Below are 17,088 nucleotides of genomic sequence, written 5' to 3' on the forward strand. Positions count from 1 at the left end.
GGTTTCGAGCATGACCTTCCTCGTGAAGGGCGCGCGCGCCTGAAATTTGCCGGCCCAGGCCGACAATGGAAAGGCCGTCCCGCAAGGGGCGGCCTTTTGTCTGTGGATCGATGATGCTGGATCTTTTCGATACCCCGATCCTGCCCGGGCTGCGCGCGGTCGAGGATTTCGTGACCGCCGCCGAGGCGCGCGCGCTGGTCGCGGCGATCGACGCGGCCGAGCTGACGCCGTTCCGCTTCCAGGGCTGGACCGGCAAGCGGCTGACGCACAGCTTCGGCTGGCATTATGATTTCGATGATGGGCGCTTTGCGCAGGCAGCGCCGATCCCGGAGTGGCTCGAGCCCTTGCGCGGACGCGCGGAGGCGATGGCCGGGCTGGATGCCGGCGTGCTCGTCCAGGCGCTGGTGATCCGCTACGATGTCGGGGCAGGGATCGGCTGGCACCGCGATCGCCCGCATTTCGAGCATGTCGTCGGGATCTCGCTCGGCGCGCCCGCGACGATGCGCTTCCGGCGCCGGGTCGGCGAGCGCTTCGAGCGCGCAACCGCGCCGCTGACGCCGCGCGGCGCCTATCATCTCAGCGGCGAGGCGCGGTATCTGTGGGAGCACAGCATCAGCGAGATGGACGCGCCGCGCTGGTCGATCACCTTCCGCAGCCTGTCGGACAAGGGGCGGGCGCTGGTGCGATGACCGCTCTCCCGCCGCGCGCGAAAACCTGGACAGAAACTCCCCGACATCTGCTATGCGCGACCGCGTGACGTTCCCGTTCTCCCCCGCATCGCCGCCGCCCGATTTCGTCGTGATCGACGTCGAGACGGCGTGTTCGCGCGTGAGCAGCATCTGCCAGATCGGCATCGTCGGCTTTCGCGACGGGCGCGAGATCTTCGACTATGAGACGCTGCTCGACCCGCGCGACGAGTTCAACCCGTTCAACACGCGGATCCACGGCATCGCCGCGCACCACGTCGTCGGCCAGCCGTGCTTCGGCACGTGCACGCCACGGTCGACGGCCATCTGACCGGCCGCACGACGGTGGCGCATTCCTATTTCGACAAGGGCGCGCTCGCCGCGGCATGCCGGGTGCACGCGCGACCGATGATCCAGACCGTCTGGCTCGACAGCGTCCGCGTCGCCAAACGCGCCTGGCCCGATCTCGAGAGCCACAAGCTCGGCGGCCTCGCGCGCTATCTCGGTATCGCGCACAAGCATCACGATGCGCTGAGCGATGCGCGTGCGGCAGGCTGGGTGATCGTCAAGGCGATCGACCATACCGGCCTTTCACTCGAGGAATGGCTCGCTCCGCCGCGCAAGGCCGGGCCTGCGCCCGCGCCAACCGAGGACGGCCCGCTGCTCGGCCAGCGGATTGCGATCCTCGGCGAACCGCGCGACGGGCGCCTGGCGCAGCGGATGGCGCGGCATGGCGGCAAGGTGATGAGCGCGGTCGGCCCGACCACCGCGCTGCTCGTCGTCGCCGGCGGCGACCCGATCGGGCGTGCGTTCCGGACGAGTGCCACCTTCCTCAAGGCGCAGCGGATGCGCAAGCACGGGGCCACGATCCGCATCGTCTCGGAGGACGCGCTGTTCGCCGGCCTCTAGCCGCTCAGAGCATTTCGAGCGGCCGCCGCGCTTTCGGTGGCGGAAACACCGCATCGATCCGCGCCAGCACGGCAGGGTCGAGCGTCAGATCGGCAGCGGCGCGATTGTCGCGGACGTGGGCGACGCTGCCGGCCTTGGGAATGGCGATCACCCCATCGCGCCGCATCGTCCAGGCGAGCGCCAGTTGCGCGGGCGTCGCGCCGATCTCTGCCGCCAGCGATGCCAGCTTCGCGTTGCCGATCAGGCGCCCCTGTTCGACCGGGCTATAGGCCATCGCCGGCATGCGGTGCTCGGCCAGCCACGGCAGCAGGTCATGCTCGGGCCCGCGCCGCGTGAGGTTGTAGAGGATTTGGTCGGTCGCGCAGCCGGCTCCGCCCGCAGCGACGAGTTCGTCCATGTCGGCGGTGTCGAGATTGCTCACGCCCCACCGCACGATCAGCCCGGCGTCACGCAGCGCTTCCATCGCCGCGACCGTCTCGGCGAACGGCACCGAGCCGCGCCAATGCAGCAAATACAGGTCGAGCCGATCGGTGCCGAGCCGCGCCAGGCTCGCCTCGCACGCTGCACGCAGCCGCGCGCGCGAAGCATTCTGCGGATAGGCCTTGCTGACGAGGAACACGTCGTCGCGCATCCCGGCGATCGCCGCGCCGACCACTTCCTCGGAAGCGCCATCGCCATACATTTCGGCGGTGTCGATCAGCGTCATCCCGAGCGCGATCCCTTCGCGCAGTGCGGCGATCTCGTCGTCGCGCCGCGCGGCGTCTTCGCCCATCATCCAGGTGCCCTGGCCGAGCGCGGGAACGGTGGTGCCGTCAGGGAAGGGGATGTGCTTCATGTCGTCGTCGCCTGCGTTCAGGATTGCCAGCCGCCGCCGAGTGCCTTGAACACATCGACCTGGCGATCGACCAACAACGCGTTCGACGCCGCAAGGTTCGCCTGCGCCGTCGTCAGCGCCGCCTGCGCGCTGAGCAGCGAGAGGAAGTCGGTGCGGCCGAAGCGATAAAGCGTGCCGGCCTGCTGCGCCGCACGAGACGCGCTCGACTGCGCGCGGGCGAGCGCGGCGTTGCGATCCGCCTCGCGCGCATAAGCCGAAAGCGCGGTCTCGGTCTGGCGCAGCGCCTCGAGCGTGGTCGAGTCGAACTGCGCGAGCGCGCTGTCGGCGGCGGCGCCGGCCTGCGCGATCTGCGCGCGCACGATCGGGCGGTTGGGGAAGCTCCAGCTGATCAGCGGCCCCAGCCCGATATGGAAGGCATTGCCCGAGCCGAACGCCGAGACCGGCCCGGTCAGTCCGACCGATCCGCCGAGGCTGACCTGCGGATAGAGGTTGGCGGTCGCCACGCCGATCCGCGCAGTGGCGGCGGCGAGCGTGCGCTCGGCGGCGCGGATGTCGGGGCGGCGCGCGATCAGCGCCGCACCGTCCCCGATCGGCAGCGGCTTGCGCATCGCCGGCGGGGTTGCGCAGGTCGCGACGTCGCGGGGATAGTCGGCGGGCGTGCGCCCCATCAGCGTGGCGAGCCGATAGAGCGCGGCGGTGCGCGTCGCGATGACGGTCGGGACGAGCGCCGCGCTCTGGTCGACCGCGCTCTGCGCGCGCGTGACGTCGAAGGCGGTGCCGCGCCCGCCACGCTGGAGCCGCTGCGTCACGTCGAGCGTCTGACGCTGGAGGGCGAGCACGCGATTGTTGGCGGCGAGCACCATGTTGGCGGTGCAGGCGGCGGCATAGCTGCGCGCGATCTCGGCCGCGACCGTCACGCGAACGTTGTCGCGCGCCGCGGCGACCGCCTCGGCATCGCCGCGCGAGGCTTCGATCGCGCGGGTGATCTTGCCGGACAGGTCGAGCGGATACGCGAGCGACAGCCCGACGTCGTAGCCGACCGTACCGGGGAGTGCGCCGCCGGTGCCGTACGGCCGCGATAGCGTCGCCCCGCCGCCGAGCGTGGTCGAGAGCGTCCGGCCGGCCTCGACCTCGGCGACCACGGCATCGGCGCGGCGCAGATTGGCGTCGGCGACGCGCAGGTCGGTATTCGCCGCGAGCCCCTCCGCGACGAAGCCGTCGAGCCGCGTGTCGCCGTAAAGCTGCCACCAATGATCGGGCAGCGGGGTGTCGGCGAACGCCTTCTCGCGACCGCTGTCGAACGTCCCAAGCGCGCTCGGCCGGTTGACGACCGCCTGTTCGGGCCGGGCATAATTGGGGCCGACCGTGGTGCAGCCCGCCAGCGCGAGCGCCGACGCCGCGATCGCAAAGCGCCGGATCATGTGCGCACCTGCGGCGCCTGCGGCACGACCGTCACGGTCGCGCTGCGCCCGACGATCAGCGAGACGCCCTGCGGCACCTGCAACAGCTTGACGCGCACCGGGATCCGCTGTGCGAGGCGGACCCAGGTGAAGGTCGGGTTGACCGTCGGCAGCTGGTTGCTGCTGGTGGTCCGCTCGGTATCGTTGATCCCGGCGGCGATGCTGTCGACGCGGCCCTTCAGCGCTCGCGGCTCGCCCATCAGGTGGACCGTCACGGGGTCACCGAGGTGGATGCTGCCGAGCTTGGTTTCCTCGAAATAGCCCTCGACGCGGATCGAGTCGGTGTCGACCAGCGCCATCGCCTGCGTGCCGGCGGCGATATAGTCGCCGGGATGCAGGTCGAGGTTGGTCACGGTGCCGTTGACGCTCGCGCGCACGGTGGTGCGCGCCAGGTTGAGCGCGGCGGTCGAGCGCGCGCTCTGTGCCTGCGCCAGCGCCGCGGTGGCGGTCGCGACGCGCGCGACATTCTGCTCGTGCGTTTCCTTGGCGACGAGATCGCCCAGCGCGAGGTCGCGCTGGGCCTCGCGCCGCGCCTGCAGCAGCGTCGCGCGCGCGCTCTGGATCGCGGCATCGGACTGGGCGAGCGTCAGCTCGAAGCGCGGGCGATCGACCACGAACAATATGTCGCCGGCCTTCACACGCTGATTGTCGCGCACCGCGACTTGCGTGATCAGCCCACCGACATCGGGGGTGATCCGCACGATATCGGCGCGCACCCGGCCGTCGCGCGTCCACGGATCGGTTTCGTACCGGCGCCACAGCCACAAAGCGACGACGATCGCGAGGATGACGATGACGATGGTCACGGCGGAGCGACCGAGCGGGGCGAGGAGGGCTTTCATAGCGAGGATCCGGTCAGCAGGGACAACAGCCCCAGGATGAGGAAGAAGAGCGCGAGATCGACGAGCGGGCGATACGCCACCAGCCGGTAGAAGCCGACGAGCGCGAGCAGGCGCGTCGCGATGCCGGTCAGCACCAGCGCCGCGACCGCCAGCAGGAGGATCGTCGGGAGGTAGACGCCGGCGATCGAGACTTCACCGATCATGCCGCTTCTCCATACGCCGGCGCGCCGGGGAACAGGTTGCGCCGCAAAGACGTCAGCGCGAGCACCCCGGCGCGGCGCTTGGCGGGCGGATCGGCCTCGGCCAGTTGGTTCATCGCGCTGTCGAGGTCGGCGAGCAGGTGCGGTTCGGGCGGCGCCGGGCGGTCGGGGCGCAGCGCACGATAATGCGCGCCGACGCCGGAGAGCACAGGGGTGATCACCGAGGCATCGGCGGGCGTGCCGTCGAGCCGCAACTGGCGCAATTCGGCGATCGACACACCGACGCGCAGATCGGTCAGCGCATCGAGCAACGGCTTGCCGGGGTCCGCGCCCTGCAGCGCGAGGCGCGGCGCGAGCAGGCCGATCCGGTCGAGCATCCGCGCGATCCAGCCGGCGGCATCGGGCGGGCCGGACGCGTTGCTGCGCCAGGCGAGCTCGCGCCAGCCGGCGCGGATCAGGCGGCGCGCTGCCGTCTCGGCGCCGATCGTCTGGAACAACCCGACCGTGACGACTGCGAAGATCGTCCCGATCAGCTGCGACACGCCGCCATTGACGAACGCGTCGAAGCTGCCGCCGTAGCGGTCGTTGAGGCCGACGGTGTTGATCCCGCCGAGCAGCGCGCCGAGCGTGACGAGCATCGTCTTGGGGCGGGCGAGGAAGACCCCGCCGATCAGCATGGCGGGGGCGAGCACCGCGATCAGCGTCACGAAATCGGTGACGCGGGGCAGGATCACGAAGGCATAGATCGCCGACACGACGAGGCCGAGGATCGTCCCGTAGAAGAACGCCATGATCGATGGCGCGGGATCGTCGCTATTGCCGAACAGCGCGCAACACACTCCGGCGATCAGCACCGCGCCCGCCCCGTCGGACCAGCCGGTCGCGATCCAGAAGGTGCAGCCGAGCAGTATCGTCGCGACCGTGCCGGCGGCGGCGCGCAGCGCGATGCCACGGTCGCGGTGGAGCGGGCGCCGCGCGCTGCGCGCGAGCAGCCGGGCGACGCCGGGGTTGAGCGGCGCGCGCGACGGCGATTTCATCTGGTCGAGCAGGTCGCGCGCGTTGCGATGCGCGTCGATCAGCTCGGCGAGCCGGGCGAGCAGGCTGAGGCGCAGCGCGTCGCGCCACAGCAGCGGCTCGGCCACCGGCGGCTCGAGCGCGCGGGCGCGGGCAATGAGCGCGTCCGCGGCCTCGTTGCGCTCGGCCACCGGGAGCCCGGCGGCAAGCCACGCGCGCACATCCTCGATCAGCGTCACCGCTTCTGGTCGCGGCGCCTCCGCTCCGCGCAGCAGCTCGCGGATCCGGTCGTCGACCGCGCTGGCGAGCGGAAGCAGCATCGACAGCTCGGCCTGCAGCGCGCGCAGCGTCCGCACGCGCGGCAGCAGGCGGGCAGTGTCGAAGGGAAGGTGAATCGACAGCTGGTGCAGTTCATTGATGTCGAGCGCGAGCCGCCGCCGGTCGCGATCGAGCGCAGCGTCCGCCAGCCCGGCAAGCGAATCGCGCGACCAGCGTTCGGCATCGGCGAGGATCGCGTTGACGCGCGAGAGTAGCGTCGCGGTCACCGTCTGCGGAAAGACGAAGCCGTGCACCAGCGCACCGCACAGGATGCCGATCGTGATCTCCTGCACGCGCAGCACCGACGTCGTGAACACCGCATCGGGTGCCGCGACCGAGGGAAAGCCGATGATGCTCGCGGTATAGCCGGCAAGCAGGAAGACATAGGCGCGCGGCGTCCGGTCGAGCAAAGAGATGTAGAGGCAGACGCCGAGCCACAAGGCCAGCGCGAGCGACAGCAGTTCGGGCGCATTGACGAGGTTGGGCACCAGCACCACCGCCGCGGTCGCGCCGAGCACCGTCCCGGCGACGCGGAACACCGCCTTCGACAGCGCTGCGCCGGCCAGCGGCTGGGCGACGATGTACGAGGTGGTCACCGCCCAATAGGGACGCGTCAGGCCGATCCGCAGCGCGATATAATAGGCCAGGATCGCGGCGATCAGGCATTTGACCGAGAAGAGCGCTTCCTTCCAGCCGAAGCGGTCGCGCGGTGTCATCGCGGCCGCCGGCGCGAAAAGCGGCTTTCGAGCTGCTCGGCGACGCGCAGCGCGGTGGCGAGATCGTCGTCGGCGATGTCGGCGAGCGTCTCGTGCCGCAACGCCTCGAAGGCGGCCTCGATCTTCTCGACCAGCGCGTGCCCGCGCTCGGTCAGCCGGACGCGGCTGACGCGGGCATCGACCTCGTCGCGCTGCCGATCGACGAGCTGTGCTGCGACCAACTGGTCGACCACGCGAACCAGCGACGCGGCCGAGACGTCGAGCTCGGCGGCGAGGTCGGTCTGGCGGACATCGTCGCCGAGCCGCCCGACCTGCACGAGCGCCCAGCCGCCCGACGCGGACAAGCCGAACTCGCTCAGCGCGCGGTCGGCAACGTGTCGCCACATGCGCGCCAGCGGCAACAGCGTGCGCGCATAGGCCGACTCGGCTTGGGATCGTTCGGACGTCATTAGCGTGCTAAGTAATGTCGCATCGGGCGAACGCAACCTCCAAGTCGGGGACGTGGCGGAAACGGACCAATTCCGTTTTGTCTCCGCCCGCCGTCACCCGGTTTGGCGATCTCAGCTCCGCGCGGTCTGCCAGCCTCCCCCCAGCGCGCGGAACAGGTCGATCTGCGCATCGGCGATCCGCGCATCGGCGGCAGCCAGATCGGCGTCGCTGTCGGCGAAGGTGCGTTCGGCATCGAGCACTTCGAGAAAGTCGATCGTGCCTTCGCGCTGCCGCGCGCGGGTGATCCGCGCGGCGGTCGCGGCATTGTCGCGCGCCGACAGGAGCTGGGTGCGGCGGTCGAGTTCGCGGGCATAGGTCGACAGCGCGGTCTCGGTCTCTTCGAGCGCGGTCAGCACGCTGCCGTCGAAGGTCGCAAGCGCGCCGCGCGTCTCGGCCTTGGCGCCGGCGATCCTCGCCCGCGCCGCTGACTGGTTGAGCGACCAGTTGAGCAGCGGGCCGAGCAGCCAGCGGACGGGGCCGCCGGTGAACAGATCGCCGACAGTGGTCGCGGTCGAGCCGATCGAGGCGCCGAGCGAGATCTGCGGATAGAGCTGCGAGGTCTGCACCCCGATCCGCGCGGTGGCCGCTGCAAGCCGCCGTTCCGCGGCGCGAACGTCCGGGCGTCGGGCGAGCAAAGCCGCCCCGTCGCCGATCGGGATCGGCTGGTCGAGCCGCGGCGTGGTGCTGCGCGCGCCGGCGCTGGCGGGGAGATCGCGCGGCGTACGGCCGGTGAGCGTCGCCAGGCGGAACAGCGCGGCCTGCCGCTCGCTCTCGATCTGCGGGACGAGCGCGGCGCGCTGATCGCGGAGCGCGGCGATGCGGACCTGGTCGAGCTTGGTCGCGCGCCCGGCATCGACGCGCTTGCCAGTCAGCGTCGTCGACTTTTCGAGCAGGTCGACGATCCGCCGCGCGACTGCGAGCCGCTCGGCCGACGAGGCGGCATCGACATAGGCGCGCGTCGTGGCGGCGACGATCGAGACGCGCACCGCATCGGCATCGGCCTGCGCCGCGCCGACATCGCCGCGCGCCGCCTCGACGTTGCGACGCACGCGACCCGAGAGGTCGAGTTCGTAGCTGACGTCGAGCCCGACATCGTAGGTGGCACGCTCGCGCGCGAAGCCGGGCAGGCTCTGCAATTGCGAGGCTCGCGCGTAGTTGCCGCTCGCGCCGGCATTCACCTGCGGCTCGCGGTCGGTCTTGGCGCCGCGCAGCGAAGCGCGGGCGGTGTCGAGCCGCGCGACCGCGACGCGCAGATCGGTGTTCGCCGCGAGCGCATCGGCGACGAGCCCGTCGAGTACGGGGTCACGGTACATCCGCCACCAGTTGAGGTCGGCATCGCTGGCGACCGTCGCGGCATTGGTCGTGACGAACGGTGCCGCGGCGGTCGGCGGGGGCAGGGGGGCGACATAATTAGGCCCGGCGGCGCAGGCTGAGAGGGCGAGCGCGGAGAGGCTGGTGAGCAGGACGGCTTTCATGATCGTTCCTATTCGGCTGGCTGCAGCGCGGGCGCGGCAGCGGGGCCATGGGTCGCGTGCTGGGCAGGGCGGCGGCGTTCGAGCCGCTTCGCCAGCGCGCGCGCCACGACGTAGAAGGTAGGGGTGAAGAGCAGGCCGAAGCCGGTCACGCCGATCATCCCGAAGAACACCGCGGTGCCGAGCGCCTGGCGCAATTCGGCGCCAGCCCCTTCGGCGATCACCAGCGGCACCGCGCCGAGGATGAAGGCGAAGCTCGTCATCAGGATCGGCCGCAACCGGTCCTTGGCGGCACGGACCGCCGCCTCGATCGGCGACAGGCCGTCCTCTTCCTCGGCCTGCTTGGCGAACTCGACCACCAAGATCGCGTTCTTGGCGGCCAGCGCGATCAGCACGACCAGCCCGATCTGCGTCAGGACATTGTTGTCCATCCCGCGCAGATTCACCCCGGTCATGGCGGCCAACAGGCACATCGGCACGATCAGGATGATCGCGAGCGGCAGTGTCAGGCTCTCATATTGCGCGGCGAGCACGAGGAAGACGAACAGCACCGCCATGCCGAAGACGAGCCCCGCGGTGCTGCCAGCCGATTTCTGCTGGAAGGCGATGCCGGTCCATTCGTGCGCATAGCCGGTCGGCAGCGCGGTATCGGCGAGCTTCTCCATCGCGACGAGCGACTGGCCCGACGACGACCCCTTCGCGGTGTCGCCATCGACCTCGACCGCCGGGAACAGATTGTAGCGCACGACGCGATACGGCCCGGTCTTGTCGCGGAAGGTCGAGACCGATCCGATCGGCACCATCTGCCCGCTGTTCGACCGCGTCTTCAGGTTGGCGATATCGGCGGTGGTGTTGCGGAACGGCGCATCGGCCTGTGCGGTGACGCGGTAGGTGCGGCCGAGCAGGTTGAAGTCGTTGACGAACGCCGACCCGAGATAGACCTGCAACGCCTCGAACACGCGCTCCGGCGGGACACCCAGCATGTTCGCCTTGGTGCGATCGACATCGGCGAAGATGCGCGGCGTGGCGGTGTCGAAGAAGGTGTAGACCTGCGCCAACCCCTTGGTCTGGTTCGCCTGGCCGATCAGGCCGTAGGCGGTCTTGCCCATCTCCTGATAGCCGTGGCCCTGCAGGTCCTGCACCATCAGGCGATAGCCGCCGGCCGAGCCGATCCCTTGGATCAGCGGGGGCGGGACGATCAGAAGGCGAGCCTCATTGATGTCGGCGGTCGCCTTCTGCGCCTCCCCCATGATCGAGGCTAGGCTGACGCCGAGCTTGCGACGCTCCTCGAAGCTCTTGAGCGGGATGTAGGCCGCCGCGCTGTTCGGCGCGAGCGTCTGCGACGGTCCGTCGAACCCGGCGAGCATCACCGCGCCCTTGACCCCGGCGAGCGGCAGGATGCGCTTGGCGACCTTCTGCATCACCGCATCGGTGCGATCGACCGCAGAGCCGGGCGGCAGCTGGATGATCGTCAGGAAGTAGCCCTGATCCTGCGCTGGCACGAAGCCCGACGGCGTGACCGTGAAGACGACGGCGGTCAGCGCGATCAGCGCGCCGTACGCCAGCATCATCTTGCGCGGCGCGCTGACGAGCCGCAGCGTCATGCGGCCATAGGCCTCGCTCATCCGCTCGAACCCGCGGTTGAAGGCGTCGCCCGCGCGGCGGACGAGGCGCGTCAGGCGCCCGCCCGAATCCGCGGGGGTATGCGGCTTGAGCAGCATGGCAGCGAGCGCCGGCGACAGCGTCAGCGAGAGCAGCAGCGAGATGATCGTCGCGGTCGAGATCGTCACCGCGAACTGGCGGTAGAACGCGCCCGACAACCCGGTGAGGAAGACGGTCGGGATGAACACCGCGCACAGCACGAGCACGATCGCGACGAGCGCGCCCGACACTTCGTCCATCGACTTGCGCGCCGCCTCGAGCGGAGACAGCCCATGCTCGAGGTTGCGTTCGACATTCTCGACCACGACGATCGCGTCGTCGACAACGATGCCGATCGCGAGCACCAGTCCGAACAGCGAGAGGTTGTTGAGCGAGTAGCCGACCGCCGCCAGCACCGCGAAGGTGCCGATCAGCGAGACCGGGATCGCGACGATCGGGATGATCGCCGCACGCCATTTCTGCAGGAAGACGAGGATGACGAGCACGACGAGGATCATCGCCTCGATCAGCGTATGCTTCACCGCGTCGATCGACTGGGCGATGAACTCGGTCGGGTTGTAGATGACGCGATAAGCGAGTCCCTTGGGGAACTTCTTCGACATCGTTTCCATCTCGGCGGACACCGCCTGCGCGGCGGCAAGCGCGTTCGAGCCGGGGCGCTGGAAGACCGCGGCGATGACCGTCGGCTTGCCGCTGAGATAGGTGTTCGCGCCATAATCCTGCGCGCCGAGCTCGACGCGGGCGACGTCGGAGACCTTGACCTGGCGGCCATCCTTGTCGGTGCGGATCACCACGTCGGCGAACTGCTTGGGGTCGGTCAGGCGGCCCTGCGTCTCGACGTTAAGCTGGAAGGCGTTCCCGGTGGCGTAAGGCGGCTGACCGAGCGTGCCCGCGGCGACCTGGACGTTCTGTGCGCGGAGTGCCGCGACGATTTCGCCCGCGGTCAGATCGAGCGCGGCGGCGCGGCCGGGGTCGATCCACACGCGCATCGAATAGTCGCGCGCGCCGAACAGCTGCACGTCGCCGACGCCGTCGATGCGGCTGAGGCGATCGCGCACCTGAGTCAGTGCGTAATTGGAAATGTAGCCGCGATCGAGCGAATTGTCGGGCGAGATCAGATTGACGACCATCAGGAAGTCGGGGCTGGTTTTCCGCGTGACGACGCCAAGACGCTGCACGTCCTCGGGCAGCCGCGGGACGGCGACCGCGACGCGGTTCTGTACCAACACCTGCGCGGCATCGAGGTTGGTGCCGATCTTGAACGTGACGGTGATCGTCACCTTGCCGTCGCCGGTCGATTGCGACGACTGGTACAGCATGTTGTCGACGCCGTTGATTTCCTGCTCGATCGGGGCGGCGACGGTCTCCGCGACCGTCTCGGCCGAGGCGCCCGGATAGACCGCGCTGACCGTCACGGTCGGCGGGACGATGTCGGGATATTGCGACACCGGCAGGCTGAAATAGGCGATCAGCCCGACGATGGTGATGACCACCGCGATGACCCCGGCGAAGATCGGCCGGGTGATGAAAAAGCGCGAGAAGCGCATGGATTTTTGTCCTTGGACGGCGCCCACGACTGGTCGTTCCCCGGCGAAAGGCCGGGGCCCAGGAGTGGAACGGCAGTTTTTAGAGCGGAGAGTTCATCTCTACTGGGCCCCGGCCTTCGCCGGGGAAGAAGGCGCTTATTTCGACAGAGTCGCTTCGCCCGCGATCGGCTGCGCGGTCGGTGCCGTGGCATCGGCCGACACCGCAATCTTGCCGAGCGTCGGCGCGACCTTGGCGCCGGGCATCGCCATCTGCGTGCCCTTGATGATGATGCGGTCCTGCGGGCCCACGCCCGATCGGATCACGCGCATCCCATCGACCACCGCGCCGACGACGACCGGCTTGGCGGTCACGACATTGTTGCCATCGACCGTCAGCAGGACCTTGCGCGCCTGGTCGGTCTGCACCGCATCGTCGGGGACGAGCAAAGCGGGCTTGGTCCCGGCGCTGGCGAGCCGCATGTTGCCGAACATCCCCGGCGTCAGGAACAGCCCCGGATTGGCGAGCACCGCACGACCGCGGATCGTGCCCGAATGCGTGTCGAGCCCGTTGTCGGTGAAGTCGAGCTTGCCCTTCCAGCGATGGCTCGTCTCGTCTTGCAGCTGGATCTCGACCGCAGGCGCCGCGGCGCCCGGCTGGCGGTTGCGCTGCGTCTTGAGGAACAGCGCCTCGGAGCCGTCGAAGGTGAAGTAGATCGGGTCGAGCGCGTTGATCGTCGTCAGCACCGTCCCGCCGGTCCCTTCGCCGCCGGCGACCTGGTTGCCGGCATCGACCCGGCGATCCGAAATCCGCCCGGTGATCGGCGCGCGGATCTGCGTGAACGACACGTCGAGCGCACGCGCGCGGACGCGGGCTTGCGCCGCCGCAAGCCCGGCCTGCGCCGCCTGCAATTTCCCGCGCAGCGCGTCGACTTCGCCGGCCGAAACTGCATCATCCGCGATCAGCCGTGTCGCGCGGCCAAGATCGGTCCGCGCCAGGACGAGCGCGCTCTGCGCACTCGCTTCGTTGGCGCGCGCCTCGGCCAGCGCGGCGGCAAACGGGCGGGCGTCGATCGTGAACAGCAGCTGCCCGGCCTTGACGACGTCACCATCGTGGAAGTGCACGCCGGTCACTTCGCCCGCAACGCGGGGGCGAACCTCGACCGAGCGGCTCGGCGCGAACCGGCCGACATAATCGTCCCACTCGCTGATCTGGCGCACCAGTGGCGTGGCGATCGTGACGGCGGCGGGTGGCGGGAGCGCGGCAACGGCGTCGGAATGATCGAACACCTTCACGCCGACAACGCCGGCGATCGCGATCGGTACGAGGACGGCAGCGCGCTTCTGCCAGCGCGTCCAGCGGCGGGGCGCAGGGCGGGGCGGGGGTGGCGGCGGGGCGGCCGCATCGACTGCGGTCGTCGTTTCGATCGGGCTGATCATGTTCATGCCGAAATCCTCGCGTTGGCGCGGCCGACGCGCATCCCGGTGACGCTGGTGATGAGGGTTTCCATCTGCGCCTCGCTGAAGCCGACGGACTCGAAGTGGGCGATCTCCGTGGCCGGCAAGGCGAAGCCGCGATATCGGGCATGCACCGCCGCGCGGCGCAGCGCCTCGAGCTTGGGATCGGCAAGGCGCGACGAGGTGCCGCGGCCGAACAGCCCGCCGAGCGCGCGCGACAGGCGGCCCGGTGTATTGAGGCTGCCCAGCGTATCGCGCTGCGCCAGCGCGATAACGCTCCATTCGAGCGCCGAAAAACCGGCATCGGCAGTGGTCGCGCCGGTCTGGCTGCGGCTCGTGACGGGCGCGGCGAACATGTTGTCGAGGTCCAGATAGGCCATGGGAAATCCCCCTGTTTTGGGTCTTTGGCGGAAGGACGAGCGGCACCCCTCGCGCACGCCGCTGCGTCCACGATTGCCGCCCGTCGGGCGTGACGAACCAGCACCGGAAGCGCACGCCTCCGGCCGGTCGATGATCGGAAATGGCGAGGGGCCCGACCGGATCGCCGATCGGGCGGGGTGGGTCAGGTGGTCGCTTCGGTCATGGGTGGGGACCCTTCGTCGCTGCCGGCTCCGCGATAGGATCCAGCTTCAATACCAGTCGGTATATAAAGCGCTTGTGCAGTGCGTCAACTGCATTCTGTACCGGTCGGAATATTTAGCGGCAAGTTTTTATTTGGTCGGCCAAACCGCCATGCTCGTCTCGACGAGCTGCGACAGTTGGGCGCAGGTCGCGCCCGATCCGCCTTGCAGCGCGAGGCCCTGCAGGATAGCGAAGAGGAAGCGGGCCAGGGCCTCGGGCGTCATGCCCTCGGGCAGTTCGCCGGCGGCCTGCGCCTCGCCAAAGCGCTTGATCAGCGCTGCCTCGGACGATGCGCGCCGCTTGACCACCTCGGACTTGATCGGTTCGGCCTCGGCGCCGCAGGTCGCCGCGCTGATCACCCCGAGGCACCCCTTGGGATCGCACGTGCTCATCTGCATCTCGAGCGATCCGCGCAGCAGCCGCTCGGCGACCAGCCGCGCGGTCGGCGCTTCGAGTGCCGAGCGCATATAGGCGAGCTTCTCGCGCTCGTAGAGGTCGAGCGCCTTGTGGAACAGCTGCTCCTTGTTGCCGAATGCGGCGTAGAGACTGGGCTTGGTGATCCCCATCGCGGTGGTCAGTTCGGTCATCGACGCGGCTTCGTAGCCGTTGCGCCAGAAGACGAGCAACGCCTGCGCCAGCGCATCGTCGATGTCGAACTCGCGCGGCCTGCCTTTCGGCGCCGAGATGGAGCAACTGCTATTCATACCGTTCGGTATATAGGCGCTGTACGGCAAACGTCCAGACATGGCCGACGGGCACTGCGGCGATCGCCGCGGTTCAGGCCCGCTCCACCATCTCGCGGACCCGCGCAGCAAAGGCGTCGACCGCGAACGGCTTGGTGATCACCGCCATGCCCGGCTCGAGCAGGCCGTTGCCGACTGCGGCATTTTCGGCATAGCCGGTGATGAACAGGACCTTGAGGTCCGGGCGTTTGCGGCGCGCGGCGTCGGCCATTTGCCGACCGTTCATGCCACCGGGCAGGCCGACGTCGCTGATCAGCAGATCGACGCGCATGCCCGATTCGAGGATGCTGAGACCGGCGACGCTGTCGGCCGCCTCGATCACGCGGTAGCCCAGCTCCTGCAGGACGTCGGCGACGAGCATCCGCACGGTCGGCTCGTCGTCGACCACCAGGATCGTCTGGTCCTGGTCGGTGCGCGACAGGCTGCCGGCCTCGCCGCGCGCCTCGTCCAGGTGAACGGCGCCGTGGTGGCGCGGCAGATAGATGCAGACGGTGGTGCCTTCGCCGAGTTCGGTATCGATCCGCACCTGCCCGCCCGATTGCCGCGCGAAGCCGTAGATCATCGACAGTCCAAGCCCGGTGCCGGCGCCGAGCGGCTTGGTCGTGAAGAAGGGTTCGAACACCTTGTCGCGAATATCGGGCGCGATGCCGGTGCCGGTGTCGGTCACGCACAGCGACAGATATTCCCCCGCGGGCAGGTCGCGTGTCCGCGCAGCGTCCGCGTCGAGGCTGGAGTTGGCGGTCTCGATCGTGATCCGCCCGCCGTCGGGCATCGCGTCGCGCGCGTTGATGCACAGGTTGAGCAGCGCGTTCTCGAGCTGCGGCGCGTCGACCAGCGCCGGCCACAGGCCGACCGCGTCGACCACCTTGAGCTCGACCGAAGGCCCGACGGTGCGCCGGATCAATTCCGCCATCCCGCCGATCAGCCGGGTCACGTCGGTCGGCTTGGGATCGAGCGTCTGGCGGCGCGAGAAGGCCAGCAACCGGTGCGTCAGCGCGGCGGCGCGCTTGGTCGCGCCCTGGGCGGCGGCCATGTAGCGCTCGACGTCTCCGGTGCGCCCCTGCGCGAGCCGGATCGCCATCAGTTCGAGACTGCCCGATATCCCCGCGAGCAGATTGTTGAAGTCATGCGCGATGCCACCCGTCAGCTGGCCGACCGCTTCCATCTTCTGCGCCTGGCGCAGCGCCTCTTCCGCCTTCGTCAGCTCCGCGGTCCGCTCCGACACGCGCTGTTCGAGCTGGTCGTTCAGCGCGCGCAACGCGGTGATCGCGCGGTCGCGCTCGGCCTCGACCGCGCGGCGCTCCTCGACGTCGATCAGCACGCCGGGAAAGCGCAGCGGCGTGCCGTCCGCGCCATGATCGACGCGGCCGTTCGCCTCGATCCAATAATAGCGCCCGTCGCCGCGCTGGACGCGATATTGGTGGGCGTAGGCACCGCCGCGCGCGATCGCCTGGTCGATCGCCGCGACCAGCCCGGCGCTATCGTCGGGATGGACCGTCCGAATGATCTGCTCGAGCGGGATTCCGGTGCGCCCGAGCGCCGGATCGAGCCCGAAGCTCTGCGCGAAGGCCGCATCGACCGCGAAGGCGTCGTTCGGCAGATCCCAGAACCACGTCCCGATGATCGCCCCGGCGCCGAGCGCGAGCGCGACGCGCTCGGCATTGATGCGATCGCTCTCCTGCGCGGCGATCATGGCGGTCGTCTCGTAGGTGACGTTGAGGAAACCGGCCGGGGCATCGCAGTCGCGCACCGGGCTGTAGGAGAAAGTCCAATAGGTATCGACCGGCCGCCCGTTGCGGAGCATCACCAGGTGCAGGTTTTCGAGATTGACCGTCTCGCCCGCCATCGCCCGATCGACGAGCGGTGCGATGTCGGGCCAGACATCGGCCCAGACCCGAGCCATCGGCTGGCCGAGCGCGGCGGGATGGCGATCGCCGAGGAAGGGAGCGTAGGCGCGATTGTACAGGAACGTTCGCTCGGGCCCCCAGCTCGCCGACATCGCGAACCCGCTCGCAAGCAGGATGTCATAGGTAGTGCGCAACGCGGGCGACCACGTCTCCCACGGCCCAAGCGGTGTCTGGCCCCAGTCGACCTCGTCCCATTCGCTCGACACGCCGCTCCCCCATTGCCGCGCCGAGGC

At 69.5% G+C, this 17,088-nt stretch carries 15 protein-coding genes; 3 read left to right on the top strand and 12 right to left on the bottom strand.

Annotated elements, in window-relative coordinates:
* The first annotated feature begins 110 nt into the window (after positions 1-110).
* The 3 genes from U1872_RS02430 (at position 111) to U1872_RS02440 (ending at position 1,595) form a co-directional block, all read left to right on the top strand.
* Positions 111-689: an alpha-ketoglutarate-dependent dioxygenase AlkB gene (locus U1872_RS02430; RefSeq protein WP_332791269.1), complete on the top strand. Its 579-nt coding sequence runs from the start codon at positions 111-113 to the stop codon at positions 687-689.
* 64 nt (positions 690-753) lie between these two features.
* On the top strand, positions 754-1,017 hold the full coding sequence (locus U1872_RS02435) for an exonuclease domain-containing protein (protein WP_332791270.1): 264 nt from the start codon (positions 754-756) through the stop codon (positions 1,015-1,017).
* Positions 990-1,595 (top strand): transposase, encoded by a 606-nt coding sequence (locus tag U1872_RS02440; protein WP_332791271.1) that lies wholly within the window; start codon positions 990-992, stop codon positions 1,593-1,595. The genes U1872_RS02435 and U1872_RS02440 overlap by 28 nt, the downstream gene beginning before the upstream one ends.
* A gap of 4 nt (positions 1,596-1,599) precedes the next feature.
* Here the strand turns inward: U1872_RS02440 and U1872_RS02445 are convergent, their stop codons facing one another.
* From U1872_RS02445 to U1872_RS02500, 12 genes are all read right to left on the bottom strand, one after another.
* The gene (locus tag U1872_RS02445; RefSeq protein ID WP_332791272.1) at positions 1,600-2,430 is read right to left on the bottom strand and encodes an aldo/keto reductase; all 831 of its coding nucleotides are present in this window, start codon (positions 2,428-2,430) and stop codon (positions 1,600-1,602) included.
* Positions 2,431-2,447: 17 nt separating this feature from the next.
* Positions 2,448-3,851: an efflux transporter outer membrane subunit gene (locus U1872_RS02450; RefSeq protein WP_332791273.1), complete on the bottom strand. Its 1,404-nt coding sequence runs from the start codon at positions 3,849-3,851 to the stop codon at positions 2,448-2,450.
* The gene (locus U1872_RS02455; RefSeq protein ID WP_332791274.1) at positions 3,848-4,732 is read right to left on the bottom strand and encodes an efflux RND transporter periplasmic adaptor subunit; all 885 of its coding nucleotides are present in this window, start codon (positions 4,730-4,732) and stop codon (positions 3,848-3,850) included. The genes U1872_RS02450 and U1872_RS02455 overlap by 4 nt, the downstream gene beginning before the upstream one ends.
* Positions 4,729-4,935: a DUF1656 domain-containing protein gene (locus tag U1872_RS02460; protein WP_332791275.1), complete on the bottom strand. Its 207-nt coding sequence runs from the start codon at positions 4,933-4,935 to the stop codon at positions 4,729-4,731. The genes U1872_RS02455 and U1872_RS02460 overlap by 4 nt, the downstream gene beginning before the upstream one ends.
* Positions 4,932-6,980 (bottom strand): FUSC family protein, encoded by a 2,049-nt coding sequence (locus tag U1872_RS02465; protein ID WP_332791276.1) that lies wholly within the window; start codon positions 6,978-6,980, stop codon positions 4,932-4,934. The genes U1872_RS02460 and U1872_RS02465 overlap by 4 nt, the downstream gene beginning before the upstream one ends.
* Positions 6,977-7,429: a MarR family winged helix-turn-helix transcriptional regulator gene (locus tag U1872_RS02470; protein WP_332791277.1), complete on the bottom strand. Its 453-nt coding sequence runs from the start codon at positions 7,427-7,429 to the stop codon at positions 6,977-6,979. Before U1872_RS02470 ends, U1872_RS02465 begins: the two co-directional genes overlap by 4 nt.
* 111 nt (positions 7,430-7,540) lie before the next feature.
* Positions 7,541-8,944 (bottom strand): efflux transporter outer membrane subunit, encoded by a 1,404-nt coding sequence (locus U1872_RS02475; RefSeq protein WP_332791278.1) that lies wholly within the window; start codon positions 8,942-8,944, stop codon positions 7,541-7,543.
* 8 nt (positions 8,945-8,952) lie between these two features.
* Entirely contained in the window at positions 8,953-12,150 is a 3,198-nt protein-coding gene (locus U1872_RS02480) for an efflux RND transporter permease subunit (RefSeq protein ID WP_332791279.1), read from the bottom strand.
* Positions 12,151-12,285: 135 nt separating this feature from the next.
* Positions 12,286-13,572 carry an efflux RND transporter periplasmic adaptor subunit gene (locus tag U1872_RS02485; RefSeq protein ID WP_332791280.1) on the bottom strand — a complete coding sequence of 429 codons (1,287 nt, stop codon included), beginning with the start codon at positions 13,570-13,572 and terminating at the stop codon, positions 12,286-12,288.
* Positions 13,569-13,964: a hypothetical protein gene (locus U1872_RS02490; RefSeq protein ID WP_332791281.1), complete on the bottom strand. Its 396-nt coding sequence runs from the start codon at positions 13,962-13,964 to the stop codon at positions 13,569-13,571. The genes U1872_RS02485 and U1872_RS02490 overlap by 4 nt, the downstream gene beginning before the upstream one ends.
* A 330-nt stretch (positions 13,965-14,294) precedes the next feature.
* Positions 14,295-14,909 (bottom strand): TetR/AcrR family transcriptional regulator, encoded by a 615-nt coding sequence (locus U1872_RS02495; RefSeq protein ID WP_332791282.1) that lies wholly within the window; start codon positions 14,907-14,909, stop codon positions 14,295-14,297.
* A 73-nt stretch (positions 14,910-14,982) separates the two neighbouring features.
* A complete protein-coding gene (locus U1872_RS02500) occupies positions 14,983-17,061 on the bottom strand; it encodes a hybrid sensor histidine kinase/response regulator (RefSeq protein WP_332791283.1) in 2,079 nt (692 codons plus the stop codon).
* Between the last annotated feature and the right edge of the window lie 27 nt (positions 17,062-17,088).

Source organism: Parasphingomonas frigoris, from assembly GCF_036663815.1.
Classification (GTDB): domain Bacteria; phylum Pseudomonadota; class Alphaproteobacteria; order Sphingomonadales; family Sphingomonadaceae; genus Sphingomonas.

Coding starts and splice junctions, on each gene's coding strand:
- U1872_RS02465 (WP_332791276.1), bottom strand. CDS start 6,980: ATGACACCGCGCGACCGCTTCGGCTGGAAGGAAGCGCTCTTCTCGGTC.
- U1872_RS02490 (WP_332791281.1), bottom strand. CDS start 13,964: ATGGCCTATCTGGACCTCGACAACATGTTCGCCGCGCCCGTCACGAGC.
- U1872_RS02460 (WP_332791275.1), bottom strand. CDS start 4,935: ATGATCGGTGAAGTCTCGATCGCCGGCGTCTACCTCCCGACGATCCTC.
- U1872_RS02480 (WP_332791279.1), bottom strand. CDS start 12,150: ATGCGCTTCTCGCGCTTTTTCATCACCCGGCCGATCTTCGCCGGGGTC.
- U1872_RS02495 (WP_332791282.1), bottom strand. CDS start 14,909: ATGAATAGCAGTTGCTCCATCTCGGCGCCGAAAGGCAGGCCGCGCGAG.
- U1872_RS02485 (WP_332791280.1), bottom strand. CDS start 13,572: ATGAACATGATCAGCCCGATCGAAACGACGACCGCAGTCGATGCGGCC.
- U1872_RS02475 (WP_332791278.1), bottom strand. CDS start 8,944: ATGAAAGCCGTCCTGCTCACCAGCCTCTCCGCGCTCGCCCTCTCAGCC.
- U1872_RS02455 (WP_332791274.1), bottom strand. CDS start 4,732: ATGAAAGCCCTCCTCGCCCCGCTCGGTCGCTCCGCCGTGACCATCGTC.
- U1872_RS02430 (WP_332791269.1), top strand. CDS start 111: ATGATGCTGGATCTTTTCGATACCCCGATCCTGCCCGGGCTGCGCGCG.
- U1872_RS02445 (WP_332791272.1), bottom strand. CDS start 2,430: ATGAAGCACATCCCCTTCCCTGACGGCACCACCGTTCCCGCGCTCGGC.
- U1872_RS02450 (WP_332791273.1), bottom strand. CDS start 3,851: ATGATCCGGCGCTTTGCGATCGCGGCGTCGGCGCTCGCGCTGGCGGGC.
- U1872_RS02470 (WP_332791277.1), bottom strand. CDS start 7,429: ATGACGTCCGAACGATCCCAAGCCGAGTCGGCCTATGCGCGCACGCTG.